Here is a 24,923-nt window from a genome sequence, read left to right as displayed (position 1 = left end):
TGCAGGCACTGATACTGCAGTGGTGAGTCAGGTCAGCTTCAGGAGCACCAGCGAATCACACCGATGTGATTACACAGGTGTGTCCCGCGTCGCGTCAAGCGCTCCCCGTGCTATCAGGCGTTTTTTCTCCCGCACACTGGTGGCATGACGGAATCGCTCAGTAGGCAAGCCGCGGGCAGATGGGTGTTCCCCACCCTGGTCGTGATCGCAGTGCTGGCCGGTTACGCCGCCGCCACCAACGCGACCCCGGTGAATGTGTGGATCTTCCTCCTGGTGCTGGCCGGGTGGGTGATCTCGTTGTGCCTGCACGAGTTCGCCCACGCTGCGACCGCCCTGGCCGGTGGCGACTTCGCTGTCCGCGCAAGGGGTTACCTCACGCTGAACCCGTTCCGCTATCTGAACGCGGTCTACAGCATCGTGATTCCGGTGATCATTCTGATCGCCGGCGGGATCCCGTTGCCGGGCGGCGCGGTGCTCATCGAGAGCCACCGGCTGCGCCGGAGGTGGTGGTCCAGCCTGGTCTCACTGGCCGGACCGGCGACCAACTTCGCGCTCGGGGCGGTCCTGGTGCTCGTCGCGAATTCACTCCCTCGTGAATACGTCGACGGCTACTTCAGCCCCAGCGGTCTCTACCAGGCCATCGCGTTTCTGGCCCTGCTGCAGTTCGTCACGGCGATCCTGAACATCCTCCCCGTGCCCGGGTTCGACGGGTTCGGCATCATCGCGCCGTACCTGTCGGCGGCCACCCAGCGGGCCATCGCCCCGTTCCGCGGCTGGGCGCCCCTGGTCGTGTTCGTGATCCTGTTCTCCATCCCCAACGCCAGCACCGTCCTGTTCGAACCGGCCTACTACCTGATGCGCACCTTTGGGAGCATCTTCACCAGCAACGCCGCCGCCCAGGGGGCGCAGCACTTCCAGTTCTGGCGGACCAGCGGCTTCTGACGCTCCGCCCTGGCCCCCGGCCTCCCGCTGGTATCCAGGCCCACGCGCTCGCCTCACCCGTGGGTTCTCGACCACTGCCGCGTGGCAGGATCGGTCGGGTGAAGATCACTGTGTTGACCGGCGGAGTGGGCGGGGCCAAGTTCCTGCTGGGCGTCAAGGCCTTTCTCGGTTGGGACCCGACGGGGCCCGGGCCGGACGGCGACCCTGGCGCGGATCAGGTCACCGCGATCGTCAACATCGGCGACGACATCCGCCTGCACGGACTGCAGGTCTGCCCCGACCTGGATTCCTGCCTGTACACCCTGTCCGGGGTGGCCGACACCGAACGCGGCTGGGGGCGCAAGGACGAAACCTGGACGGCCGCGGCCGAACTCGCCGCGTACGGCGCCGAGGCCCCCTGGTTCGCCCTGGGCGACAAGGACATCGCCACCCACCTGGTGCGAACGCGGATGCTCGACGCGGGCTATCCGCTGTCGGCGGTCACCGCCGCGCTCGCCGCCAAGTGGCGTCCCGGCGTCACCCTGCTGCCGATGTCCGACGAGCGGGTCGAGACCCACGTGGTGGTGGCCGACCCGACCTGGACCGGACCGGCCGGCGAGGCACCTGACGTGGCCCTGCACTTCCAGGAGTGGTGGACCCGCTACCGGGCCTCGTTGCCGGCCAAGGCCTTCCTGACGATCGGGTCGGACGAGGCCCGCCCGGCGAACGGGGTGCTGGAGGCCATCGCCGAGGCCGACCTGATCCTGGTCGCCCCGTCCAACCCGGTGGTCTCGATCGGCCCGATCCTGGCCGTGCCCGGCATCAAGGAGGCCGTGGTCGCCGCGAAGGCGCCGGTGGTCGGGGTCTCGCCCCTGATTGCCGGGAAACCGTTGCGCGGCCACGCCGACGCCTGCCTGCAGGCGATCGGCGTCGAGGTGTCCGCGCAGGGCGTCGGGCGGCACTACGGCGCCCGGTCCGACGGCGGCCTCATCGACGCGTTCCTGGTCGCCGAAGGTGAGAACGCCGACGTTCCAGGGGTTCGGATCGGCGAGGCGCCGTTGTTGATGACCGACCCGAGCGCGACCGCCAAGATGGTCCATGCCTGTCTGGAGCTGACCCGATGACCGATCCCGACCCCGCCGGACGAACGGACCTACCGGACGGCCGCCCGGCCGCGGCGGCCGGGCTACAGGTGCTGCCGATCTTCGGCCTGCCCGACTTCCGCCCGGGTGACGACCTGGCCGGCGCGATCGCAGCCGCGGCGCCCTGGATCGTGGACGGGGACGTCCTGGTGGTGACCTCGAAGGCCGTGTCCAAGGTCGAGGGCCGCCTGGTCCGGTCCCCCACCGAGCCCGAAGCCCGGGAGAACTTCCGCCGCGACCTGGTCGACTCCGAGACGGTGCGGCTGGTCGCCCAGATCGGTCGCACCAAGATCGTCGAGAACCGGCTCGGGATCGTCGCCGCGGCGGCCGGGATCGACGCGTCGAACGTCCGGCTGGACGAGATCGCGCTGCTCCCGGAAGACCCCGATGCCTCCGCGGCGGCCATCGTGGCCGCCTTCGCCGCCAACGGCCTCAAGGTCGGCGTGGTGATCACCGACACCCAGGGCCGGGCCTGGCGCAACGGCGTCATCGACGTGGCCATCGGAGCCGCCGGGGTGCGAGTGCTCGAGGACCACCGCGGCGGCGTCGACGCGTTCGGCAACGAGCTGGTGGTGACCCAGGTCGGATTGGGCGACGAGATCGCCGCCGCCGGAGACCTGGTCAAGGGGAAGCTGGCCGGCGTCCCGGTCGCCGTTGTGCGCGGCCTCGGTGCGACCGGAACCGGGAGTGTCACCGCCCGGTCGCTGATCCGCCCCTACGAGGAAGATCTGTTCCGCCTCGGCACCGACCTGGCCATCCAGCAGGGACGCCGGGAGGCCGTCCTCCTCCGGCGCACCGTGCGGAGCTTCAGTGGCGAACCGGTCGACGAGGACGTGCTGCGGCGGTGCATCGGCACCGCCCTCACCGCCCCCGCCCCGCACCACACCCGGCCGGTCCGGTTCGTGCTGGTGCGCAAGCACCGACAGGCGCTGTTGCAGTCCATGCTGGCCGAGTGGGAAGCCGACCTGGCGGCGGACGGATGGCCGGACGACCGGATCGCCCGGCGCACGTCACGCGGCCAGATCCTGCACCACGCGACCGAGATCGTGGTGCCGTTCGTCACCGGCGACGGCCGGCACGACTACCCGGACCACCGCCGCCGGGAGGCCGAGCGGACCATGTTCACCGTGGCCGGGGGCGCTGCTGTGCAAGCACTGTTGGTCGCCCTGGCCGCCGAGGGGCTGGGCTCGGCCTGGATCTCCTCCACCATCTTCGCGCCGGTGGTGGTGCGATCGGTGCTTGGCCTGCCGGACGACTGGGAGCCGCTGGGCACGATCGGCATCGGCCACCCGGCCGGCCCGCTCCAGCCTCGGCCGGCGGCCGGGACCGGCGATGCGTTCCTGATTCGCTGACCCGACCGCGCCGGGTCGCCTGGACCGACCGTCCGCGCCTCAGGATGGAGCCGAGAACCGCACGCCGCCGTCGGGGATCGACACCCCCGGCCACACCCGGACGCCGGAGATCAGTTCGTTGTCCGCACCGATGATCGCATCGTCGCCGATGACGGCATCGGTGATGACGGCGCGGGCCCCGACCACGGCGCCGGTGCCGATCACCGACCGGGTGATCCGGGCGCCGTCGCCGATCCGGGCCCGGCCGAAGACGATGGATCCGTCGACCAAGGCCCCGGCGCCGACCTGCGCACCGGCCCCGATCGTCGTCCCGCCGATGATCCGGGCGTCGTCGGCCACGGTGGCCCCGTCCATCACCAGGGACTCGCCGACCGGCGCCGACAGGGCCGCGGTCGGGGCGATGCCGCGCACCAGGTCGGCCGACCCCTGGACGAAGGCCAGCGGGGTGCCCAGGTCCAGCCAGTAGCTGCTGTCGACATGGCCCATCACCTTCGCCCCGGCGGACAGCAGGCCCGGGAAGGTCTCCCGCTCCACCGATACCACGGTGTCGGCGGCGACCCCCTCGATCACCTCACGCCGGAAGACGTAGCAGCCGGCGTTGATCTGGTCGGTCGGCGGATTCGCGGTCTTCTCCAGGAACGCCTCGACCCGGCCGTCGGCGTCCGTCGGCACACATCCGAAGGCCCGCGGGTCGGCGACCTTGACCAGATGCAGGGTGACGTCGGCGGCGTTGTCGCGGTGGGTCGCCAGCAGCTCTCCGAGGTCCACCCCGGACAGAATGTCGCCGTTGAAGATCATCACGTCGTCCGCGCGCAGCCTGTCGAAGACGTTGCGGATGGCCCCGCCGGTGCCCAGGGGGGCCTCCTCGACGACGTACTCGATCTCCAGGCCGAAAGCACTGCCATCGCCGAAGTGATCACTGAAGGTCTCGGCGCGGTAGGACGTGCCCAGCACCACATGCGTGATCCCGGCCTCACGGATCCGCGACAGCAGATGTTCCAGGAAGGGCACGCCGGCCGTCGGCAGCATCGGTTTCGGTGCCGACAGGGTCAGCGGACGCAGCCTCGTCCCCTGACCTCCGACCAGCACCACTGCATCGACGTTGCGTTCGTTTTCCATCGGGCTCCCTCGTGACCAGGTTGGCCGACGGTTGCTCGGCACACGGTTGCTCTCACCGTCATTCGGACGGCTGGAGCACAGATCGGGCGTTCTTTCCCACGGGATGATACGGGCCGGGCTCGGTGCTCCGCCGGTAGTATCCGCGGCATGGTGTGGCCCGAGCGCTGTGTGCGTTGACCGACTCCGTTCCAGCGTCGGCCGGCCATCCGGCCTTGGACGAGCCGGTCCCGACCGGTCCGTTGCCGCTCGACCCGGCCCCGCGCGGCGACCAGCCGGATGACGACCGGCCGGTCGCACCCGCATCCGGTCAAACCGATCGGAAGTGGCTTCGCCGTCTGCTCGGCTGGCGGGTCGGCGCCGGTTGGCTTCTCCTCTATCTGACGCTGAGCCTGATCCTCCGCCGGGATCTGCTCCCGCACTTCGCCACGGTGACCCTGACCGGCGGCGAGGGGGATCCCGGGCTGTTCATGTCATGGCTGGGCTGGGCCGCGCACGCCATCACCCACGGACTGGACCCGCTCCGCAACAACTTCGTGCAGGCGCCAGAAGGAGTCTCCGGGGTCTGGAACACCTCCGTGCTGGCCCTGGGGATCCCGATGACCCCGATCACCCTGTGGTTCGGGACGGCCGCCAGTTACAACGTGCTCCTGATCCTGAGCCCGGCCCTGTCGGCCTGGACCGCGTCGATCTGGTTGCGCCGGCACACATCCGCCCTCCCGGCCGGAGTGGCCGCGCTGGTCTTCGGCTTCTCCCCCTTCATGCTGGCGCAGATCCGGGGCGGTCACCTGCACACCACGTTCTTGGCCCTCATCCCGGTCATCCTCATCCTGCTGGAGAACCTGCTGGTCCGGAAGGACCGGCCGCTGTGGCCCACCGCCCCGCTCCTGGGTCTGGCGATTGCCGTCCAGTACTTCATCGGCTCCGAGGTACTGCTGATGCTGGCGCTGACCTGCATCCCGGTGGTACTGATCCTGGCCGGCGTGCGGCGGGACGTGGTGCGCACCAGGTGGCGCCGAGTGCTGGCCGCGGGACCGGTCGCGTTGTTGGTCGCCGCACTGCTGCTTGCCTACGGTCTGTCCGAGCAGCTGTCGCCCCGCTATCGCATCGTCGATCCGGTCATCAGCCCGGTCAGCCACTACACCGTGCCGTGGGGGTACCTGGTGCACGGCACCGACAACCTGTACTTCGGCGGGAAGATCGCCAGGGCCACCCTCAGCCCGATCGAGAACGGATCGTTCATCGGCTGGCCGCTGATCGCGGCCCTGTTGATCACACTGGTGGTCCTCAGGCGCCGGGTTCTGGTGGTGGGCGCGGCGGCGGTGGTTGCGGCGGCGGCGGTGTGCGAGGTCGCACCCCGGATCGACCTTGGCTCCGGACGAACCCTCGCGCTCTCACCTCTCGAATGGGTCCAGCAGCACCTGCCACTGACCGACAACGTGCTGCCGGTCCGGATGGCGTTCATCGTCTCCCTGGCCGCGAGTCTCGTGCTCGCCGCCGGCCTGGCCGAGATGATCGAACGGGTCCGCGGCCGGCGGCCGGGCCGGCTCGTCGTCAACCGGACCGCCGGCACGGCCGGCATCGCGCTGATCGCGGTGGCTCTGCTGTCGACCGCTCCGGGTAAGAGTTCGCCGGTCGGACACGTCCCGGCCGTGCCGGCCTTCTTCACCGACGGAGCCCTCCAGCGGACGGTCCCGCAGAACGCGACCGTCATGCTGGCCCCGATGGCGACGGTCTCGAATCTGCACGCGGAGCACTGGCAGTCGAGCGCGCACTTCTGGTTCCGGCAGCTGGGTGGGTACGCCTTGCGGAGCAACGAGGACGGCTCACCCAACTTCTACCCACGTCAGAGAGTGCTGGTCCGGCTCTTCGGGGTCGACGGCCGGGGTGCGGCCTACTCCGGGCCGCTCACGCCGGCCCTGCTGGCGGCGGCCCGGACGGAGCTGTCCGACTCGGGTGCGACCTTCCTGATCGTCGGTCCGTCTGAGTCGACCAGCGCTCAGGTGTCCCTGGCCACACAGGTCGCGGGCCGAGGTCCGGACCGATCGGTCGGCGGGGTCGAACTGTGGGATCTGCGCGTGCACTGCGTCCGCCCGGCCACGGTCGGGCCGCTGTGTCCGGCTGAGCAACTCCGATAGGATCTGCCTGTGAATCCGACCGGCCAGAACGACGACGTGCGGCGACGGCATTCCATTTCGATTGTCATTCCTGTCTATCAGGGTGAGATCACCCTCCGTCCTTTGATGGAAGAAATAGCGGCCCTCACTGACGAATTCGTCACGCCGGCCGGCCACTTGATACGTATCGATGAAGTTCTGCTGGTGAACGACAACGGGCCGGACGACTCGGCCACCGTCATACGGGCTCTGGCCGACCAGTTCCCCTTCGTCCGTCCGGTGTGGCTGAGCCGTAACTTCGGGCAACATCCGGCCACCCTGGCCGGCATGGCCTCGTCCGGAGGTGACTGGATCGTCACCATCGACGAAGACGGACAGCACAACCCGTCCGAGATTCCGAATCTCCTCGACATCGCCATGCGGGAAAAGGCGGACGTGGTCTACGGCCGACCCACCAACGCGGCCCCCCACGGATTCCGACGGAACCTCGCCTCCCGCGTGTCGAAGCAACTTCTACGCCTGGCCAGCTCCGACACCGACGCCACGGTGTTCCAGAGTTACCGGCTGGTCCTCGGCGAGGTCGGCCGCAGCGTCGCCGCGTACGCGGGCACCGGGGTCTACCTCGATGTCGCCCTGGGCTGGGTCGCCCGCAAGGTGATCACCGGGCCGATCGTCCTCCGGGCGGAGGGCGAACGGCCCTCCGGTTATTCGGCCCGGTCTCTGTTCTCCCACTTCTGGCGGATGGTGCTCTCCAGCGGGACCAGGGCTCTGCGGATGGTCAGCCTGCTCGGCGCGGTCGTGGCCATCGGCGGGGCGTGCCTGGCGCTGTATTTCATCGTCGCCTCGGTGTTCTGGCACGTCGACACCCCGCAGGGCTGGCCCTCGCTGATGGTCGTGCTGCTGCTGTGTTCAGGTGCGATCCTGTTCTCCCTCGGTGTGATTGCCGAGTACATCGGCGTAGCGGTCAAGATGGCCATGGGACGCCCGCTGTACCTCATCGTGAGTGACCCCGAGCGGGGCCCGCTCGGCCGGCCGGCCGCATTCGATCTGCAGCCGAGCCCGAACCAGGTACCGCACGCGACAGCAGAGAAGTCGCCCCGGGTCGGGTCGTGACGTTGGCCGTTGTCCCCACGTCGTCTCCCGTGACCTGGGTCGTCGGCGCCGGTGGGTTGCTCGGGTCGGCGCTGTGCGCTCGACTGCGATCCGACGGTGGGACCGTCCTGCGCCAACGGGTCGGCTGGTCCGGAGAGCGAGCCGGAGCCGATCTTCTCGCCGGCCTCGCCCAGCTGTCGGCGCACCTGGAACGGGCCGGGGGGCCGTGGCGGGTGGTGTGGTGCGCCGGCGCGGGAGTGACGGGCTCGTCGGCCCAGGCATTGCAGCAGGAGATCCGTACGCTGACCTCGTTCCTCGACCGCATGACCGAGCGGGCGGCCGATCTCGGACCCGGGACATTCTTCCTGGCCTCGTCGGCCGGCGGCCTGTACGCCGGCACCCCGTCCGACGGACACGCGTTCTCCGAGCTGGATCCGGTCAACCCGATCTCGCCGTACGGCGAGGCGAAACTGGCCGCGGAACTCGCCGTGACCAGGTACGCCGAGGCCACCGGGAACCAGGTGCAGATCGGCCGCATCGCCAATCTCTACGGCCCCGGCCAGAATCTGTCGAAAGGGCAGGGACTGATCTCGGCCTTGTGCCGGAGCCACCTCACCCGGCGACCGATCTCCGTCTACGTCTCGCTCGACACCATCCGGGACTACCTCTTCGTCGACGACTGTGCCGACATGATCGCCGACATGCTGGACGTGACGACGCCGGGACGGCAGGCGGGCGAGGTGGTGCTGAAGATCCTCGCGTCGCAGCACGGCACCACGATCGCCACCCTGGTCGCGGCCTGCCGTCAGGTGTTCAAACGTCCGCCATTGCTGATTCTCGGTACCTCGGCGCAGGCCCGATTCCAGGTGCTCGACCTACGTCTGCGATCGTTCGTCTGGCCCGAGATCGATCACCGCACCCTGATGCCGTTGCCGGCCGGGATCGCGGCGACCACCGCCGCGATCCAACGCTCGATCCAGCGCCCCCACCGGGATCCGTCCCCCGATCGCCCCCGTCCGATCGCTTGACAGGGAACCAACGCTGTCCACGTCACGATCGCACGGAGCCGACGAGCATGCAGCTCGCGGGTAGCGATACGGCGCCGATCCCTTCGGCGCCGCCGATCTGGGAACGGGGTACGACGTGAACGGCGCCCCGGCCGAGGTCGAGACCGAGACCGGCCCGAGCCAGACGGCCGAGGTCGCGCCCACCCGGCCCATCGCCCGCCGCGCCTGGCCGCTGTACCTCTACAGCGCCCTGCTCACAGCCGGTTGTGTCACCTGGATGATGCGGCTGTGGCAGGCCGATCTGAAGGTGCCGTTCTTCTCGTCGGGTAACGCGGCGGTCAATGCCGGGCTGTTCAAGACCATCGCCGCGACCGGCTGGTACTCCAACCAGAGCGAGCTGGGTATCCCGTACGGCCAGCACAATGTGGATCTGGCGACCCCGGGCACGCTGAACGTCCTGTTGGCCCGCCTGCTGACCGCCGTCACTCCCGACTGGGCTGTCGCGTTCAACGTGTTCTACCTGCTCGGGTTCCTCCTCTGCGCCCTGACCGCGGTCTGCTTCTTCCGGGCCGTTGGCCTGGGCCGGTGGATGACGGTCGTCGCGTCCGTGCTGCTGGCCGTTGCGCCCTATCACTTCCTGCAAGGCCAGGACCAGATCTGGCTCTCGGCCTACTTCTGCGTCCCGCTGGCCATGGTGTTGATCCTGTGGGTGGCTCGGGGTGAATCGCTCTGGGGGCTGCGTCCGGGTTCGGCTCGGCTCGGCCGAGCCCTGCTCGGTCGCGGCGCGGCCACCGTTTCGGTGTTGCTGCTGATCGCCCTGGATGGGTTGACCTACGCGCTGTTCACCGGGTTGCTCCTGGCCGCAGCCGGGATCTTCGGCCTGGTGCGCCGGTTCAGTGCGGCCCGTCTGCTGGGCCTGGTCGCCGCCGAAGCAGTGCTGGTCCTGGTGGTGCTCGGCGACTCGCTCCCGCACCTGCTGCGCCCGGCCGTATCGGAACCGGTCGTCGCTCTGGTACACAACGTCAGCACCGAGTACTCCGAACTGAAGTTCGCCTCCCTGGTCTTCCCTTCTCCGGGCCACCCGATCGCCTACTTCGCCAAATGGCGCAGGCTCTACGACCTGCACTACCCAGATCCGGGCAACACCCCGGCGCTCGGCCTGATCGGTGCCGCCGGGTTTGCCTTGCTGCTGCTGCTCGGGCTGACCGCGCTGACCGGCCTGCGCCGCCCGGCCGACCCAACGCCGGCCCAGGTCCGGCGTCGCCGCACCCTGGGCCAGCTGGCGGCATTGGTCATCACCGCGTTCGCGCTGTCCATGATCGGCGGGCTCGGCTCGCTGATCTCCCGCTTCGCCGGTCATTTCGCCGGATGGGACAACATGGCGATCTTCATCGCCGTGCTCGCGTTGGCCGCCGCCGCGCTGGCCGTCGAAGCCGTGGCCGACCGTCTGTCCTGCGCTCTGCGAGATCGCTCAGCCGGCGCCCGGCGCCCGGCCCTCCTGGCCGGGGTGACACCAATGGTGGCCGTGGCCGTGCTCTTGTTCGGCATCTGGGACCAGGGCCTGTCCGGAGCGATACCGGCCTACCGGAGCAACCTGGCGGTCACCACGTCGGACCGGGCCTTCGTGGCCGGAATCGCAGCCAGGGTCCCGGCCGACGCGGCCATTTTCCAGATACCGGCCCAGACCTTCCCGACCGCCGATGCCCCGCACCTGACCGCGGCCGTGAACACCGGGAGCCAGTTGCGTCTGTGGCTGAGCTCCTCGGGCCTGCGCTGGTCCGGTGGCGGCATCACCGGTCGCCCGCAGGCCGACTGGCCGTCAACGGTGACCGCGTTGCCACCGGCCGAGATGGTCCGTGATCTGGCCGCCATCGGCTTTGCCGGTATCACCGTGGACCGTGCGGCGACCACCGATCACGGGCGTCAATGGGAACGGACTCTCGCCGCGCAACTCGGCCGCCCGGCCCTGGTCAGCCGGGACCTCAACTACGTCTATTACTCCCTGGCCCGCGCGGCCCGCGCGCTGAGGGCTGACACCACCGCCGCGCAGCGGGCCGCCATCGCCACCGCCATCACCGGGGAGCAGCAACCGTGAGTACCGACATCGTGAGTACCGCCGGGCCGGCCACCGGCGGTCCCCCGGATGAGCGCCGGCCCGGGCGGTCCATCCGGCCGTGGTACGAACTCGAAATCTGGTTGTACGTCGGCAGTGCGGTCCTGACCAGCGCCGCAGTGGTCGTCATGACCCGGTTGTGGCGGGCCAGCCTGACGGCGAGCCCGTTCACCTATGCCGGCGACGCGATTTCCTCCGCCATGTACTTCAAGACCGTTCTGCAGACCGGCTGGTACGAATACCAACCCGATCTCGGCGCACCCTACGGCCAGCACCTGCACGACTTCCCGTTCTCGGACCAGCTCCAGCCGTTCATGATCAAACTGCTGGGGCTGCTCTCGACCAACTGGGTGTTCGTGTTCAATTTCTACTACTTGCTCGGGTTCCCGCTGGCGGCCGTCACCGCCGTGCTCTTCCTCCGGCGCTGCGGTCTGTCGCGGGTCGTGTCGCTCGTGCTGTCCGTCCTGTACGCGACGACGCCGTATCACTTCATCCGTGGCCAGTCCCACTACTTCCTCGGTGAGTACTGGGCGGTTCCGCTCGGCCTGACGATCGTGCTCGCCGTGATCCGCGGCGAGCCGCTGTGGGGCCGGCGCGCCCGGCTGCCCGGCCCGATCCAGGCCCTGCCGGCCCCGCTCCGGGGCACAATCGCACTAGCCTCGGGCCGCGGAGCCGGCACCGTACTGGCGGTGGCCCTGGTCACTCTCGACGGCGCCTACTACGGCGTGTTCTGCGGCATCCTGATGGTCCCGGCCGGGATTCTCGCCCTCCTGCGGACGTGGGACTGGCGGCGCTTCGGCGGCGTGGTGATGGCCGGGCTCGTGCTCGGAGTCGTCTTCGTCGGCGCCATGGTCGACGACGTGCTGTACGAGCGGGCCAACGGATCCAATTCGGCTGCCTTCGTCCGTCACCATCGCGACGCCGAGATCTACGCGGCAAAGTTCCTGTCCCTGATCCTCCCCGCATTCAGCTATCCCATCCGCGCCCTGGGCCGGCTCCGGACGGCGTACGAGACGTCGAGCCCGTTCGGCGGCGAGCGGACCGCTCTCGGCACGATGGCCGCCATCGGGTTCCTGCTGCTGCTCGGCGCCATCTTCGTCGTCCTGCTACGCCGGAATCGTCCGGCGGAGGTCGATCCGGAAGCAGCCCGACGGCGCCAGACCTTCGGCTTCCTCTCCGCCCTCACCTGGTTCGCGTTCCTGGCCGGCTCAGTCGGCGGGTTCGGCACACTCATCTCGTTCCTGACGCCGTCCATCCGGGGGTGGAACCGGATTTCCATCTTCATCGCGTTGATGGCGCTGGCCGGCCTCGGACTGGTCGTCGAAGGCGCCGTCCACCGCTATCGCGCTCGGCCGGCCACCGCCACGCCGCACGCCGCACGCCGGTGGTTCGCCCGCGCCGGGCGCAGCCTCCCGGCGGTGGCCACGGTCATCCTGGTGCTGGGGGTCGCCGACCAGTCGCTGCTCTCGGCCCACGTATACAACAGCGACACCTACGCCAGCGACGATCAGTTCGTGCGAACCCTGCAGACTATGATCCCGTCCGGCTCGATGGTGTTCCAGGATCCGTACGTCGCGTTTCCGGAGGGGGGGCGGATCGGCGTCTCGAGCGTCGACAGCGACTCGCTGCGCCCATGGCTCCACTCGACCACGCTGCGCTGGTCCGGGGGCGGTATCAAAGGACGTCCGCAGACCAACTGGCCGGCGGCGGTCGTCAAGCAGCCGGTCGCGACCATGGTCCGGAATCTGGCCATCGCCGGGTTCGTCGGCATTCTGGTCGACCGGGACATGACCGCCGACAACGGGAGTGCGCTCGAGGCCAAGCTCCAAAGCCAGCTGGGTGCGCCGTTGCTGGTCAGTACGAACCAGGAGTGGGCCTACTACTCGTTGAGCCGGCAACTCACCGAGGTGGCCACCGAGATGAGCCCCACTGAGCGGGCGCGGGCCGCGGCCCGCATCGTCGGTGCGGCGTCCTGATCCGATCGCCGATCAGGCCGGGACGATCGCTTCGACGTTGAACTCGTTGTAGATGAACACCTTTCCGAGCGCTCGCGGAAACGGGAACGAGCGGCTGCGGACCGGCTGCAGCCCGAGTTCGACGGCCAGGCGCCGAAGGACCGCGAAATCGGAGAACGCGACGTGGGTCGGATCCGACGCGTGCCCGCGCTCCTGGGGAGTGATCAGCAGTACGCGACCGCCCGGCCGCACACACGGCAGGTAGGAACGCATCACCTCGACCGCCTCGTCGTACCGCAGATGCTCGATCAGGTGGGACGCCAGGATCGCGTCGAACGCGCCGGCGGCCGACAATGCCGGATCGGCGAAGAATTCGTCCGAGGTGTAGGCCTCAAGGCCGATCTCACGAGCCGCACGGACCAGGTGAGGGTTGTGGTCGACGCCAACGGACCCGGCGCCCAGAGCCGCGAGATTGCGTCCGTTGCCGCAGCCAACGTCGAGCGTGCGCCCGAGCCGGTATCGGCGCAGATTCGCCCGGTACGGCGCCTGGACGTTGAGCCACTTCTTCCACTTCTTGCTCTGAAGGGTGTTGAGCCGTTCCGCGTAGGCCTCACCCGCGGTCTTCTCACCGAAGCCGCCCGGCCCGGCGGCGGACGAGTCATCGGCCGTAGGTTGCGTCATCGGTCCAGTCTGTCAGACCGACGTCGACCGGCAGACCGATGCCGAGCATCGCGCGGATGTCCTCGTTCTCAGCCCGAGTGCCCCATCCGCCGCCGCAGCCAGATGTAGGCCGCTCGCCGCTTGTAGGCCATCAACGTGGCCCTGGCGTCCCCGAGCCGCACGTCCCACGGACTGAGCACCTCCGGATGTTCGGTCCTGATCAATTTGTGGAACATCCGGGCGTGCTCGGACTGCTCCTTGGACAGGGAGACACTCCACTGCTGGGCGCTGATCCTGAACCCGGCCAGGGAACGGCGGATCGCGACCATCGGCCCTCGCAGCAGAACCCGGGCGCAGGTGGCCTGGTCGATCAGATAGGGCGAGCGGGCATCCCAGCCCCCGTCGGCCAGAAGCGCCGTCCGGCGGAACAGCACGCAGGCCGGCTCGCCGAACACGTTCGTACCGGCTCTGACCGTGCGACGGATCGCCGTCGGGCCCTGGATCAGGCCGTGCAGGTGCTGCAACCCGCGGGCTCTGATCACGGGAACTCCTGTTTCGTCGACCACGTCGCGCTGACCGGCGACCAACACCGCCTCCGGGTGCTCGTCGAACGCCGCTACCTGCTCGGCCAGGCCGGTCGGGTAGAGAAGGTCGTCACCGCAGACCAGCTTGAGCAGTTCACCCCGGGCCGCCGCCGTCACCGCGTTCCAGTTGGCCGGTGCTCCACCGCCGGTCGGAACCCGCATCAACCGGACCCGCGGATCGCCTGCGAAGGACTGCAGTCGCTCCCAGGTGCCGTCGGTGGAGGAGTGGTCGGACAGGATGAGTTCGAAGTCCGTGTAGGTCTGCGACAGGATCGAATGCACGGTCGCATCGATGTGCCGCACGTTGTTGTAGGCCGGAACGACCACCGAGACGCGCGGTAGACGATCACCGGGATTCATGTCGCCCTCCGCGGCGGTTTCGGATGCGCTCCGGCCGCCAACTGGTCGGCCTCGGAGCGGTGGAAGGAGAAGGACCGGTGCAGGAAGAAGCTCGACACCACCCAGGAGAGGGTGAACCCGACCTGGGACCACAGCACCGGCCAGCCGAACCCCTTGGTCAGCACGGGGAGCACCACCAGGTTGACGGTGATCGGGATCAGGTTGACCATCACGAACCGACCGAGATCACGAGCGACGTGCCCGGTCACCTTGAACACGAACCGCCGGTGCATGGTGAACCCGATCGGGATGGCGACCGCCTGCGCCAGCAACACCGCCACGTCGCCACCCCAGGCCGACGTCCAGCGGCTGAACAACGCGAAAGCGACGAACCCGATGACGGTGTTGAGCCCACCGACCACGGCGAAAGCCAACCGTTGGTCGTGAACCAACCGGAGCAGTAGGCCCTGCTCCGGCACGGTGGGGGCGTCATCCCCGTCCGGCCCTGGGTTCCCCGTCGTCAATTCGACAGATCCGTGTCCACCATCGCCGCGACGATCTCCGGGAACGACTTGGTCGGACTCCAACCGAGCCGGTTCCGTGCTCGCGAGGCATCCCCGACCATATCGACGGCGTCGACCGGCCGGACGAACGCCGGATCGACCCTGACGTACTTGGCCCAGTCCTGGATCCCGGCCCGGTCGAACGCAGCGGCGACGAACTCGGAGACCGAACGGGAGACGCCGGTCGCCACCACGTAGTCATCCGGCGTCTCGGCCCGAGCCGCCCGGACCATGGCATCGACGTAGTCGGGCGCCCAACCCCAGTCACGACGGGCGTCGAGGTTGCCCAGGACCAGCTCGTCCGCCTCACCACGGGCGATCAGGGCGGCGGTCCGGGTGATCTTGCGGGTCACGAAGGTGGCGGGACGCCGCGGGGACTCGTGGTTGTAGAGGATCGCCGACACCGCGTGCAGCCCGCGCCCCCGGTACACATGCACCATGTGATGCGCGTAGGCCTTCGCCGCCCCGTACGGGGTCACCGGCGCGATCGGCGCCGACTCGTCCTGTGGGCTGACGGCGGGATTGCCGAAGATCTCGGCGCTCGCCGCCTGGACGACGCGGACCGAACGGCCTCGCCGTTCCGACAGTTCCCAGGCCGCCTGGAGAACGGTCGCCGCCGCCAGGCCGGACACCAGGCCGGTGGCCACCGGTTCGGCCCAGGATCGGGCCACCGATGACATGCCGGCCAGGTTGTAGATCTCGTCGGGGTCGATCTCGTTGATCAGGCCGGTCACCGCGGCTCCGTCGGTGAGATCGGCCACGTGTAGGTGCGCCGCGTCCAGCTGCGGCCCTGATCCGTCGGGGGTCGGGCGGTCCTGCTCCCGGACCAGCCCGTGTACCTCGTCCCCGGCGGCGAGCAACTGCTCGGCCAGGTATCCGCCGTCCTGCCCGGAGACACCGGTGATGAAGACCTTGGCCATACGGCAGCTCTACTTGCCGGAAAGGGCGCGCTGCTCGGCCAGATCCGAGTCGACCATCATGTTCACCAGTTCGGTGAACGAGACCTTCGGGGTCCAGCCGAGCTTCTCCTTGGCCTTGGTCGAGTCGCCGATCAGCAGATCGACCTCGGCCGGGCGGAAGAACTTCGGATCGATGAACACGTACTGCTCCCAGTCGGTGATGCCGACCCGGGCGAACGCGACCTCCAGCAACTCACGGATCGAGTGCGTCTCACCGGTGGAGATCACGTAGTCGTCGGCCTCGTCGGCCTGCAGCATCCGCCACATGGCGTCGACGTAGTCACCGGCGAAACCCCAGTCGCGCTTGGCATCGAGGTTTCCGAGCGAGATCTTGTCCTGCAGTCCCAGGCTGATCCGCGCCACGGCCCGCGTCACCTTGCGGGTGACGAACTCGCTGCCGCGCCGCGGCGACTCATGGTTGAACAGGATGCCCGAGCTGGCGTGCATGCCGTACGACTCGCGGTAGTTGATCGTCATGTAGTGGCCGTAGACCTTGGCCACGCCGTACGGCGAGCGCGGCCACAGCAGGGTCGATTCGCTCTGCGGCACGTGCTGAACCTTGCCGAACATCTCCGACGACGACGCCTGGTAGAAGCGCACCTTGGTCAGATCGTCCCCGCAGTACAGGCGCGTCGCCTCGAGCATGTTGAGGACGCCGATCCCGGTGACGTCGCTGGTCAGGGCGGCGTTCTCCCAGGAGTAGGCGACGAACGAAATGGCGCCGAGGTTGTAGACCTCGTCCGGCTTGGCCACGTTGTACGCCCGGATCAGGCTGGAGAGGTCGGTGATGTCACCCGTCAGGAGCGTCACGCCCGGAACTTCGGCCTCGACGAGCGCCCGCTTGGGGTTGTTCTGCCCACGGATCAGTCCGAACACCTGGTATCCCTTGGACAGCAACAGTTCGGCCAGGTACAGGCCGTCCTGTCCGGTGATTCCGGTGATCAGGGCGCGTGGCATGGTGCTCCTCGAAGGTAGACGTCAGCTGTTCTGCGCGCGGTCGATCCGACCGCGGACAACCGCGCCATCGTAGCCGCCGAACCGGGGCCGCGCGCCCATGCCGCACCGTCGGCGCCGTTCAGAGCGTTGCCGAGGCCCGGATCTCCGGCCGGCCCGGCCGTCGTGCCGGACCGGCCGATCGCGAGCAGCCACTAGGATTGCGGCCGTGACCACCGCTCCGTTCGTCTCCTATGCCCAGAACCGAGAGGACGTCATCCTTCATCGGGTACTGGGCGACCTCACGACCGGTCGATACGTCGATGTCGGGGCGAACGACCCCGTCGAGGACTCGGTGAGCAAGGCCTTCTACGACCGGGGCTGGTCCGGCGTCACGGTCGAGCCGGTACACGAGTTCGCCGAGCGCCAGCGGGCCGAGCGGCCGCGAGACATCGTCGTGGAGGCCGCGATCAACGAGCAGGAAGGCGGCACCGTCGAGTTCCTCGAGGTCAGTGACGCACGGCTCTCGACGCTGGTGGCCGACATCGCGGAGGGTCACGAGCGCAACGGCTGGGAGGTCTCCCGGACCCAGGTGCCGAGCCGTCGCCTGGACGCCGTCCTCGATGAGGCGGGCTGGGGCAACGAGACGATCCACTTCCTCTCGATCGACACCGAGGGGGCCGAGGAAGCTGTGCTGCGGAGCATCGACCTGTCGCGCTTCCGGCCGTGGGTGATCCTGGTCGAGGCGACCAAGCCGCAGAGCACCGAAGCCTCCCACGGGGACTGGGAACACCTGCTGCTGGCGGCCGACTACCGGTTCGCGGTGTTCGACGGGCTGTCGCGCTTCTACCTGGCCGCCGAGAAGTGGGACGAGTACGGCGACCGGATCAGCGCCCCCGCGAATGTGCTCGACAACTACGTCACCTACCGCTCGATGGAGCGGGAGACCGAGCTCGAGCGGCTGAGCCAGGCCACGGTCGATCTGAACGAGGCACTGCGCGTGACGTCGGAAGATCGTGACCTGATCCGGGCGTCGCGCGACGCGATCGCCGTGGACCGCGATCGGATCGCCGCTGCGGCAAGGGAATTCGAGCGGGCCAGTGCCGCGCGCGATCAACAGGCGACGGATGCGATCGTCCGCTGGCGTGCGGCCGCCTTCGGCGCTTGGAGCCGAGCCGCCACCAGTTCGGCCACCGTCACCGGGGTCGCCAGCAGCGAGGAACTGACCTTCCTCCGCAACCACACACATGCGGTCACCATGGAACTCGCGGCCATGCGGAACACCCTGTCGTGGCGGATCACGGCGCCATTGCGCAAGGTCCGCCGGCTCGGTCGGCTGGTCGGCCGGTGACCGCTCCTGACCTCGCGACCGCCGCGCAGGCGGCGCTGGCCGGGCGGCTACGTGCCGTCACGCCGATCCTTGCCGGTACCTCGGGCCCGGACACCGCGGCCGACCCCGCGGTCGATGCGGCCATCCTGTTCGAGATCGTCGTGTCGGCCGTCGAGGACGACCTCACCGACGAACGGGTCTGGTTGCTGATGGCCGCGCTGTCGGCGATCCTGCCCACACGGGCCGAGGTCGACGCCACACGCCGACGTTTCCAACTCGACTCCGCCATCGACCTGCGGATGCACCTGCTCGACACCGCTCTGGCCCGGGTGCAGGCCGCCGGGACGGCGACCACCGGGATCGAAGTGGTCGTCGGGGAGGTTCTGGTCGACGTCGACCACTCGGCCAAGCACGATCTGCACACCGGCATCCAGCGGGTGACGCGCAATCTACTGCCCAGGTGGGACACCGAACGGTCGATCGTCCCGGTCGTTTGGTCATTGGACAACACCGCCCTTCGGCGGCTGTCCCCCGCGGAGACCAGTCGCGTCATCCGCTGGGGCACCGTGACCCCCACCACCGCGGCCACCATCGACGTGGCCGAGCCGGTGACGGCGGAGCCGCCGGCGGTGGTCGTCCCGTGGCGCAGCGTCGTGGTCCTGGTCGAAGTGCCGCCGGGCCCGGCCAACGACCGCCTGGCCGCTATCGGGTCCAAGTCCACCAACGCCCTGGTCGGCATCGCCTACGACGTCATTCCGATCGTCTCCGCCGACGCCGTACCTCCGGTCGAATCGATGAAGTTCGCGCGCTACCTCACCGCGGTCAAGTTCGCCTCCCGGATGGCCGGGATCTCCGCCGCGGCCACCGCCGAGATGCGCGGTTTCGCCCGGATGCTGCCGACCCAGGGCCTGACCGGTCCGGTCGTGAGTGAGGTGTCGCTGCCGGCCGCCGGCCGTCAGGATCCGTCCGCGAGGGATTCTTCCCGTCGCGACGCCCGGGTCCCGATGGTGCTGTCCGTCGGGAGTCACGAGCCCCGCAAGAACCACCTGGCGATCCTGTTTGCCGCCGAACGGCTGTGGAGAGAGGGTCTGGCCTTCTCGCTGCAGTTCATCGGAGGTAGCGGCTGGGGCGACGAGTTCCCCCGGGTCGCGGCGGATCTGAAGGCAGCCGGGCGACCACTGGAAGTGCGCAAGGGGGTCAGCGACCGCGACCTGAACCGGGCGCTGACCGACGCGCTGTTCACCGTGTTTCCGTCGCTCCACGAGGGCTACGGGCTTCCCGTCGCCGAGTCGATGGCCCACGGCACACCGGTGATCACCTCGGACTTCGGATCGATGGCCGAGATCGCGGCCGACGGGGGCGCGGTGACGATCGACCCGCGGGACGACGAGCAACTGGTCGCCGCCATGCGCTCACTGCTGACCGATCCCGACCGCATCAACCGCCTGCGGCAGGAGATCGCCGACCGGCCCGAACGCGGATGGGCGGAGTACGCCGACGAACTCTGGGCCGCGCTCGTCGAGCCGGAACTGGCTCGTTGCACCGTTGCCGCGGCGGACTCACGGCGGATGGAAGGCACGCGATGACCCTCGCCAACATGGCCGAGAACCTGCGCACCACGGTCCGCCGGATCCGTCCCGTCGACTCCAGTGTCCAGGGCCTCGCCCGGTCCATCGACCACCACGGGAGCCGACGCAGGAACGGTCTGCGCCAACGGATCGCCGAGCTGATCGCGGCCCTGAACGGGGACCGCACACCAGTCGGGCGGCAATGGCAACCGTCGACCCCGACCCAGAGCACGCCGGAGTTGCTCGACCGCCTGGTGGCGACGCTGGCCGAAGTGACGCCGGCCAAGGCGTGGCTGCTGCTGGCCGTCCTGGAAGGTGAGCTTCCGTCTTCGGCGAAGGTGCGAAGTGCCGTACGCGCGGCCGCTCTGGACGGAGCGACGGCCGCCGTTCGCCTCGCGCTGTGGAACGGCCCGCTCCCCCGTTATCTGGACGCGGGACCATGGCATCCGGTCCAGGTCGTCACCGATCGTGTCCTGGTCGACGTCCACCACACCGCCCAGACCGACTTCGCCACCGGCATCCAGCGCGTCACTCGTGAGGCCACCCGTCGCTGGCTGGCCGCGCACGACGCGACCCTGATCGGCTGGCGGCCGGGGATGACCTCGATGCGTCAGCTGACCCCGAAGGAGGTGCACCGCGCCTGCTGGGGCGGTCCCGCGGTGACGGTTCCGGACGACGGGCCGGTCCTCGTGCCGTGGCACTGCACCTACATCCTTCCGGAACTGGCGGCCGAGGTGACCCGGACCGGGTACCTGCTGTCCATGGCCGAGCACTCGGGCAACCCGATGAACATCATCGGCTACGACCTGGTGCCGGTGACCACGTCGGAGACGTCCCACGAAGGGCTGATCCCGGGCTTTGCCGGAAATCTGGCCGCGGCCCGCTATGCCCGCAACGTCGTGCCGATCTCGGTCGGGGCCGCCGGGGAGTACCTGGGTTGGCGCGACATGTTGGCCGGCACAGGATTGTCCGGACCACGGATCGAACCCGTGGTCCTGCCGGCCGCCGCCCACCCGGTCAGTGCGGAAGCCATCGACAAGGCCCGGGCCCGCCTGCAGGTCGGCGGACTCCCGCTGGTGATGGTGGTCGGCAGTCACGAACCGCGGAAGAACCATGTGGCGGTGCTGCACGCCGCCGAGCTGCTGTGGCGGGAAGGTCAGCGGTTCTGCTTGACGTTCATCGGCGGCAATTCCTGGAACAGCGACGATTTCACCAACGGCCTCGCCGGCCTGCAGGCGGCCGGTCGCCCGATCGAAGCGATCTCGGCCGCCGACGACGACCTGCTGTTCGGTGGGCTGAGGGTGGCCCGCTTCACGGTGTTCCCCTCCATCAACGAAGGCTTCGGTCTTCCGGTCGCGGAGTCGTTGGTGTGCGGCACCCCCGTCATCACGTCGAATTTCGGGTCGATGAAGGAGATTGCCGACGCCGGAGGTGGCGCCCTGCTCGTGGACCCGCGGGACGACAGCTCGATCGTCGACGCGATGCGTCGGCTCCTGACCGACGACGCCCTGCTCGCCGAGCTCACCCGCCAAGCCGAGAACCGCCCGGTCCGGACGTGGGACGATTACGCCACGGAGACCTGGGCGGCGCTGATGCACGAGGACGCACCGGTCCGCCGATCGAACGGAAACACCACCATATGAGCGACGCAGGTATCACCCGCGCGGCAAGGCTGGCCCAGCTGCCGTTGGTTCCGTCCGGCCCGAAGAGCGGCTTCGTCCGCGGCACCCTCGGTTCGGTCAAGGGGGTCTGGGAGTACCGGGAACTCCTCGGACTGCTGGTCCGCCGGGAACTCAAGAGCCGGTACAAGGACAGCGCTCTCGGCTTCCTCTGGAGCCTCGTCCGTCCGTTGATGACGATGATCGTCTACGTGGTGGCCATCGGCCTCTTCCTCGGCGCCTCGTACAACTCGATCACCAAGACCGGCACCGTCGATTTCCCGGTCTACATTTTCGCCGGTCTGACCGTCTGGAATCTCTTCTCCGAGATCGTCGGGGTCGGCACCGGGGCCATCATCAACAACGGCGGGCTGGTCAAGAAGATCTACCTTCCCCGTGAAGTGTTTCCGCTGTCGGTCATCGGATCGGCCCTGTTCAACTTCCTGATCCAGATCGTGATCCTGTACATCGCCACCTGGTTCACCCGGTTTCATCCGACACCCCAGACCCTGATCTGGGCCTTGGCCGGAACGTTGCTCGTGCTGGTCTGGGCCACCGCGCTGGCCTTCCTGCTCTCCGCGGTGAACGTCTACCTGCGTGACGTGGCCTACCTGGTGGAGATCGTGTTGCTGTTCGGGTTCTGGCTGTCCCCCGTGGTCTACCAACTGTCGGCCGTCCAGGAACACCTGACGAACGGTCTGGTCAACGGCATCTACATGGCCAACCCGGTGACGCTGGCGGTGCTGGCCTTCCACCGTGCGTTCTGGGTCGACGGCTTCCAGACCCCGGTCACCGACCTGCCCCTGCGAATGGGGTTGAACTTCGCGGCCGGGCTGATCGCGTTGTGGCTGTGTCAGCGGGTCTTCGCCCGCCTCCAGAGCAACTTCGCGCAGGAGATCTGATGAGCACATCGGTCGTCAAGGTCACCGGCGCCTCCAAACGCTTCGTCATCCGCAAGGACAAGTCCCTCAAGGAGCGGCTGGTCAACCTGGGCCGGTCCAATCAGCACAAGGACGACTTCTGGGCGCTGCGCGACGTCGACCTGGACATCACCAGCGGTTCGACGGTTGGACTGATCGGGCCCAACGGGTCCGGCAAGTCGACGCTGCTCAAGCTGATCGGCGGCATTCTGCAGCCGACCACCGGCACGGTCGAACATCGTGGCCGGCTGGCCGCCCTGCTCGAACTCGGCGCCGGTTTCCATCCGGACCTCACCGGCCGGGAGAACGTCTTCCTGAACGCCTCGATCCTCGGGTTGTCCCAGAAGCAGACCGAGAAGTTCTTCGACCCGATCGTCGATTTCTCCGGTATCGAGCAGTTCATCGACACCCAGGTGAAGTTCTACTCGTCGGGCATGTACGTCCGGCTGGCATTCGCGGTCGCCGTCCACGTCGACCCCGATGTGCTCCTGGTCGACGAGGTCCTGGCGGTCGGTGACGAACCGTTCCAGCGCAAGTGCATGGACCGCATCCGGGAATTCCAGAAGGACGGCCGCACGATCATCCTGGTCACGCACGCCCTCGACCAGGTGGCCGAGTTGTGCGATCGGGCGATCGTGCTGGAGAAGGGTGTCGTCCAGGTCGACGGCGATCCGCTCCAGGCACTGCGTCACCTGCGGGCCGACTTCGAGTTGACGCGGCAGGACGAGATCGAGCGACAGCGCTCGGTGGCGGTTGCGGCCGCGGCCGCTCAGGCGGTGGACAGCTCGGCCGCGGCCGACATGACCCCCGGCCCGGATGGGGATCTCCCGGTGCCCGTGATCTCCAGCGGTGCGACGGCAGGGGCCCGGATGCTGTCGGTCACGCTGACCGATCCGGACGGCAATGCCCTGGTCTCCATCGGCCCCGGCGAGGCGCTGGACGTCACGGTGACCGCCGAGGTCGACGGGGTCATCGACGACGCCGTGATCGGCATCGGAATCGACTCCGCGCTCGGCCAGGTTGTCTTCGGTACCAACACCAAGCTGATGAACATCGAGCTTCCGCCGCTGAGCGGGTCGTCGACGTTCACCTTCCGGCTTCCGGAACTCTGGCTCGGCGAGGGTCAGTACTTCGTCCACACCGCCATCGCCCGCGACGGCGGGGTCGAACTGCATCGGCTGGTCAACGCAGCGTCCCTCGCGGTCTACGCCCGCGGCGACTGCATCGGCTTCGTGAACGCCCGCACCGAGTTGATCGTCGCTGAGTCGGACCTCGTGCGCCCGGCGGCGTCAGCCCCCTGACCCGCATTCGACAGTAGGCCCGGACGATGGGCGCCAGAACGCTCGGCTCGAAGGCGTTGTGCCGCCGAGGGTTCGCCACGGCATACCGCGCGTTCCGTCTCGAGGCTCGACGCGGTAGGGCCGGGCATCAGGCCGGCGCCGCGGCAACGTCCTGATACAGGTCCCACAGGCGGTCGGCCACGGCGTCCCAGGAATATGCCGCCGCCCTGACCCGTCCGGCCTCGGACAGGCGGGCGGCCAGATCCGGATCGGCCAGCACCGAGGTGATGGCGGCGCCGAGGGCGGCCGCATTGCCGACCGGCACCACCAGGCCCGCGCCGCCGGCCACCTCCAGCAAGGCCGGGGCGTCGGTGTGGACGACCGGGATGCCGCGGCTCATCGCCTCCAGCAGAGGCAGGCCGAAACCTTCCGACCGGCTGGGCACCACCGAGACCTCCGCCCCGGCCAACACGGCGGCGAGCTCCGCGTCGGGTATCCGGCCCAGTACGTGCACCCGATCGGCGATCCCCCGCTTCTCGGCGGCCGTTGCCAGGTCGGCACCGCCCCAGCCGGGCTGCCCGACCACCGCCAGATGAACCGCTGCGGCGTCACCGGCGGTGAGCGCGTCCAGCAGCACGTCCAGTCCTTTCCTGGGCTCCAGGGTGCCTACGGCCAGCACGTACCGGCCCGGCAACCGGAATGCCGTCCGCATCCGCTCGATCTCGGTCGCCGATATCGGCCCGTTCAGTGCCCGCGCAGTCCCCTCCCCGATCACCTCGATCCGGGCCCGGATCCCCACCGATTCGAGGTCCGCGGCCACCGCCGCTGTCGGTACCACCAGTGCTGACGCCAGCCGCGCGCCACGCTCGATCATCAACCGGTGCCATGCCGCGCCCCGCGGTGTGAGTGTCTCCGGGTGGGTGTAGGGCACGGCGTCGTGCACCGTCATCACCAGTGCCTGCCGGTGCCGCAACCGGGCCGGCGCCAATGGCGTCAGGGCGTGTACGACCGTTCCGCCGAGCCTGGGGCCCAGGCCGCGTTCCCACAATCGGGCGAGAACGCGGGGGTCCAGCAGCAGACGTCGGGGGCCCGCGACGCCGGGAATCCGAGCCGACGCGATGTCGCGGTGCCAGGCCGTCACCCCCCGGACGCGCCATCCGAAGGGGATCCGGGCCCCGAGGGCCTGGCCCACCTCGCGGGTGTACCGCCCGGTCCCGCCGGGGATCCGCGCCAGTGCCTGCTCCGTGACGAGGGTCAGCACCCCACCTCCGACGGTCGTTTGCCGGTCGTCCACTCCCGCACCCTCCAGATCTG

The 24,923-nt window shown here is 69.0% G+C and carries 20 protein-coding genes; 13 read left to right on the top strand and 7 right to left on the bottom strand.

Going from position 1 to position 24,923, the window contains the following annotated elements; all coding sequences use genetic code 11:
• Positions 1–144 precede the first annotated feature (144 nt).
• The 3 genes from BLS97_RS13815 (at position 145) to BLS97_RS13805 (ending at position 3,415) form a co-directional block, all read left to right on the top strand.
• Positions 145–942: a site-2 protease family protein gene (locus tag BLS97_RS13815; protein ID WP_157695416.1), complete on the top strand. Its 798-nt coding sequence runs from the start codon at positions 145–147 to the stop codon at positions 940–942.
• 98 nt (positions 943–1,040) lie between these two features.
• Positions 1,041–2,045, top strand: a complete 1,005-nt coding sequence (gene cofD / locus BLS97_RS13810; RefSeq protein WP_090476769.1) for a 2-phospho-L-lactate transferase — start codon at positions 1,041–1,043, stop codon at positions 2,043–2,045.
• Entirely contained in the window at positions 2,042–3,415 is a 1,374-nt protein-coding gene (locus BLS97_RS13805) for a coenzyme F420-0:L-glutamate ligase (protein ID WP_090476768.1), read from the top strand. Before cofD ends, BLS97_RS13805 begins: the two co-directional genes overlap by 4 nt.
• 39 nt (positions 3,416–3,454) lie before the next feature.
• Here BLS97_RS13805 and manB read toward each other — a convergent pair whose 3' ends face one another.
• Entirely contained in the window at positions 3,455–4,534 is a 1,080-nt protein-coding gene (gene manB / locus BLS97_RS13800) for a mannose-1-phosphate guanylyltransferase (RefSeq protein ID WP_090476766.1), read from the bottom strand.
• Between the two features lie 173 nt (positions 4,535–4,707).
• Between manB and BLS97_RS13795 the strand changes: the two genes are divergently transcribed.
• From BLS97_RS13795 to BLS97_RS13775, 5 genes are all read left to right on the top strand, one after another.
• On the top strand, positions 4,708–6,669 hold the full coding sequence (locus BLS97_RS13795; RefSeq protein ID WP_157695415.1) for a hypothetical protein: 1,962 nt from the start codon (positions 4,708–4,710) through the stop codon (positions 6,667–6,669).
• Between the two features lie 54 nt (positions 6,670–6,723).
• Positions 6,724–7,761: a glycosyltransferase gene (locus BLS97_RS13790; protein WP_090482194.1), complete on the top strand. Its 1,038-nt coding sequence runs from the start codon at positions 6,724–6,726 to the stop codon at positions 7,759–7,761.
• Positions 7,758–8,768 carry an NAD-dependent epimerase/dehydratase family protein gene (locus BLS97_RS13785; protein ID WP_197676176.1) on the top strand — a complete coding sequence of 337 codons (1,011 nt, stop codon included), beginning with the start codon at positions 7,758–7,760 and terminating at the stop codon, positions 8,766–8,768. Before BLS97_RS13790 ends, BLS97_RS13785 begins: the two co-directional genes overlap by 4 nt.
• A gap of 115 nt (positions 8,769–8,883) precedes the next feature.
• The gene (locus BLS97_RS13780) at positions 8,884–10,842 is read left to right on the top strand and encodes a hypothetical protein (RefSeq protein ID WP_090476760.1); all 1,959 of its coding nucleotides are present in this window, start codon (positions 8,884–8,886) and stop codon (positions 10,840–10,842) included.
• Entirely contained in the window at positions 10,839–12,836 is a 1,998-nt protein-coding gene (locus BLS97_RS13775; RefSeq protein ID WP_090476758.1) for a hypothetical protein, read from the top strand. Before BLS97_RS13780 ends, BLS97_RS13775 begins: the two co-directional genes overlap by 4 nt.
• A 12-nt stretch (positions 12,837–12,848) precedes the next feature.
• Here the strand turns inward: BLS97_RS13775 and BLS97_RS13770 are convergent, their stop codons facing one another.
• From BLS97_RS13770 to gmd, 5 genes are all read right to left on the bottom strand, one after another.
• Positions 12,849–13,496: a class I SAM-dependent methyltransferase gene (locus BLS97_RS13770; RefSeq protein ID WP_090476756.1), complete on the bottom strand. Its 648-nt coding sequence runs from the start codon at positions 13,494–13,496 to the stop codon at positions 12,849–12,851.
• Between the two features lie 68 nt (positions 13,497–13,564).
• Positions 13,565–14,419 carry a glycosyltransferase family 2 protein gene (locus BLS97_RS13765; protein WP_090476754.1) on the bottom strand — a complete coding sequence of 285 codons (855 nt, stop codon included), beginning with the start codon at positions 14,417–14,419 and terminating at the stop codon, positions 13,565–13,567.
• Positions 14,416–14,922 (bottom strand): GtrA family protein, encoded by a 507-nt coding sequence (locus BLS97_RS13760; RefSeq protein WP_197676175.1) that lies wholly within the window; start codon positions 14,920–14,922, stop codon positions 14,416–14,418. The genes BLS97_RS13765 and BLS97_RS13760 overlap by 4 nt, the downstream gene beginning before the upstream one ends.
• The gene (locus BLS97_RS13755) at positions 14,919–15,881 is read right to left on the bottom strand and encodes a GDP-mannose 4,6-dehydratase (RefSeq protein WP_090476749.1); all 963 of its coding nucleotides are present in this window, start codon (positions 15,879–15,881) and stop codon (positions 14,919–14,921) included. Before BLS97_RS13755 ends, BLS97_RS13760 begins: the two co-directional genes overlap by 4 nt.
• Before the next feature lie 9 nt (positions 15,882–15,890).
• The gene (gmd, locus tag BLS97_RS13750) at positions 15,891–16,877 is read right to left on the bottom strand and encodes a GDP-mannose 4,6-dehydratase (RefSeq protein WP_090476748.1); all 987 of its coding nucleotides are present in this window, start codon (positions 16,875–16,877) and stop codon (positions 15,891–15,893) included.
• A gap of 205 nt (positions 16,878–17,082) precedes the next feature.
• On the opposite strand from gmd, the gene BLS97_RS13745 reads away from it, so the two are divergent.
• Genes BLS97_RS13745 through BLS97_RS13725 form a run of 5 tightly spaced genes read left to right on the top strand, consistent with a single transcriptional unit; the run spans position 17,083 to position 23,630 of the window.
• Positions 17,083–18,204 carry an FkbM family methyltransferase gene (locus tag BLS97_RS13745; protein ID WP_157695414.1) on the top strand — a complete coding sequence of 374 codons (1,122 nt, stop codon included), beginning with the start codon at positions 17,083–17,085 and terminating at the stop codon, positions 18,202–18,204.
• Entirely contained in the window at positions 18,201–19,769 is a 1,569-nt protein-coding gene (locus BLS97_RS13740; RefSeq protein ID WP_090476744.1) for a glycosyltransferase family 4 protein, read from the top strand. Before BLS97_RS13745 ends, BLS97_RS13740 begins: the two co-directional genes overlap by 4 nt.
• Positions 19,766–21,394, top strand: a complete 1,629-nt coding sequence (locus tag BLS97_RS13735; protein WP_157695413.1) for a glycosyltransferase family 4 protein — start codon at positions 19,766–19,768, stop codon at positions 21,392–21,394. The genes BLS97_RS13740 and BLS97_RS13735 overlap by 4 nt, the downstream gene beginning before the upstream one ends.
• A complete protein-coding gene (locus tag BLS97_RS13730; RefSeq protein ID WP_090476740.1) occupies positions 21,391–22,311 on the top strand; it encodes an ABC transporter permease in 921 nt (306 codons plus the stop codon). The genes BLS97_RS13735 and BLS97_RS13730 overlap by 4 nt, the downstream gene beginning before the upstream one ends.
• Positions 22,311–23,630 carry an ABC transporter ATP-binding protein gene (locus BLS97_RS13725; protein ID WP_090476738.1) on the top strand — a complete coding sequence of 440 codons (1,320 nt, stop codon included), beginning with the start codon at positions 22,311–22,313 and terminating at the stop codon, positions 23,628–23,630. Before BLS97_RS13730 ends, BLS97_RS13725 begins: the two co-directional genes overlap by 1 nt.
• A 127-nt stretch (positions 23,631–23,757) precedes the next feature.
• On the opposite strand, the gene BLS97_RS13720 is transcribed toward BLS97_RS13725, so the two are convergent.
• Positions 23,758–24,903, bottom strand: a complete 1,146-nt coding sequence (locus BLS97_RS13720; protein ID WP_231988099.1) for a glycosyltransferase family 4 protein — start codon at positions 24,901–24,903, stop codon at positions 23,758–23,760.
• Positions 24,904–24,923: the final 20 nt, after the last annotated feature.

Origin of the sequence: Nakamurella panacisegetis (genome assembly GCF_900104535.1) — a bacterium.
Lineage (GTDB): Bacteria > Actinomycetota > Actinomycetes > Mycobacteriales > Nakamurellaceae > Nakamurella > Nakamurella panacisegetis.
This window is presented reverse-complemented; position numbering and strand designations above follow the sequence as displayed.

Bases quoted from the DNA above. Each gene is read 5' to 3' on its own strand.
- gmd (WP_090476748.1), bottom strand. From the start codon at position 16,877: ATGCCACGCGCCCTGATCACCGGAATCACCGGACAGGACGGCCTGTAC.
- BLS97_RS13770 (WP_090476756.1), bottom strand. From the start codon at position 13,496: ATGACGCAACCTACGGCCGATGACTCGTCCGCCGCCGGGCCGGGCGGC.
- BLS97_RS13755 (WP_090476749.1), bottom strand. From the start codon at position 15,881: ATGGCCAAGGTCTTCATCACCGGTGTCTCCGGGCAGGACGGCGGATAC.
- BLS97_RS13805 (WP_090476768.1), top strand. From the start codon at position 2,042: ATGACCGATCCCGACCCCGCCGGACGAACGGACCTACCGGACGGCCGC.
- BLS97_RS13730 (WP_090476740.1), top strand. From the start codon at position 21,391: ATGAGCGACGCAGGTATCACCCGCGCGGCAAGGCTGGCCCAGCTGCCG.
- BLS97_RS13725 (WP_090476738.1), top strand. From the start codon at position 22,311: ATGAGCACATCGGTCGTCAAGGTCACCGGCGCCTCCAAACGCTTCGTC.
- BLS97_RS13815 (WP_157695416.1), top strand. From the start codon at position 145: ATGACGGAATCGCTCAGTAGGCAAGCCGCGGGCAGATGGGTGTTCCCC.
- BLS97_RS13735 (WP_157695413.1), top strand. From the start codon at position 19,766: ATGACCCTCGCCAACATGGCCGAGAACCTGCGCACCACGGTCCGCCGG.
- BLS97_RS13765 (WP_090476754.1), bottom strand. From the start codon at position 14,419: ATGAATCCCGGTGATCGTCTACCGCGCGTCTCGGTGGTCGTTCCGGCC.
- manB (WP_090476766.1), bottom strand. From the start codon at position 4,534: ATGGAAAACGAACGCAACGTCGATGCAGTGGTGCTGGTCGGAGGTCAG.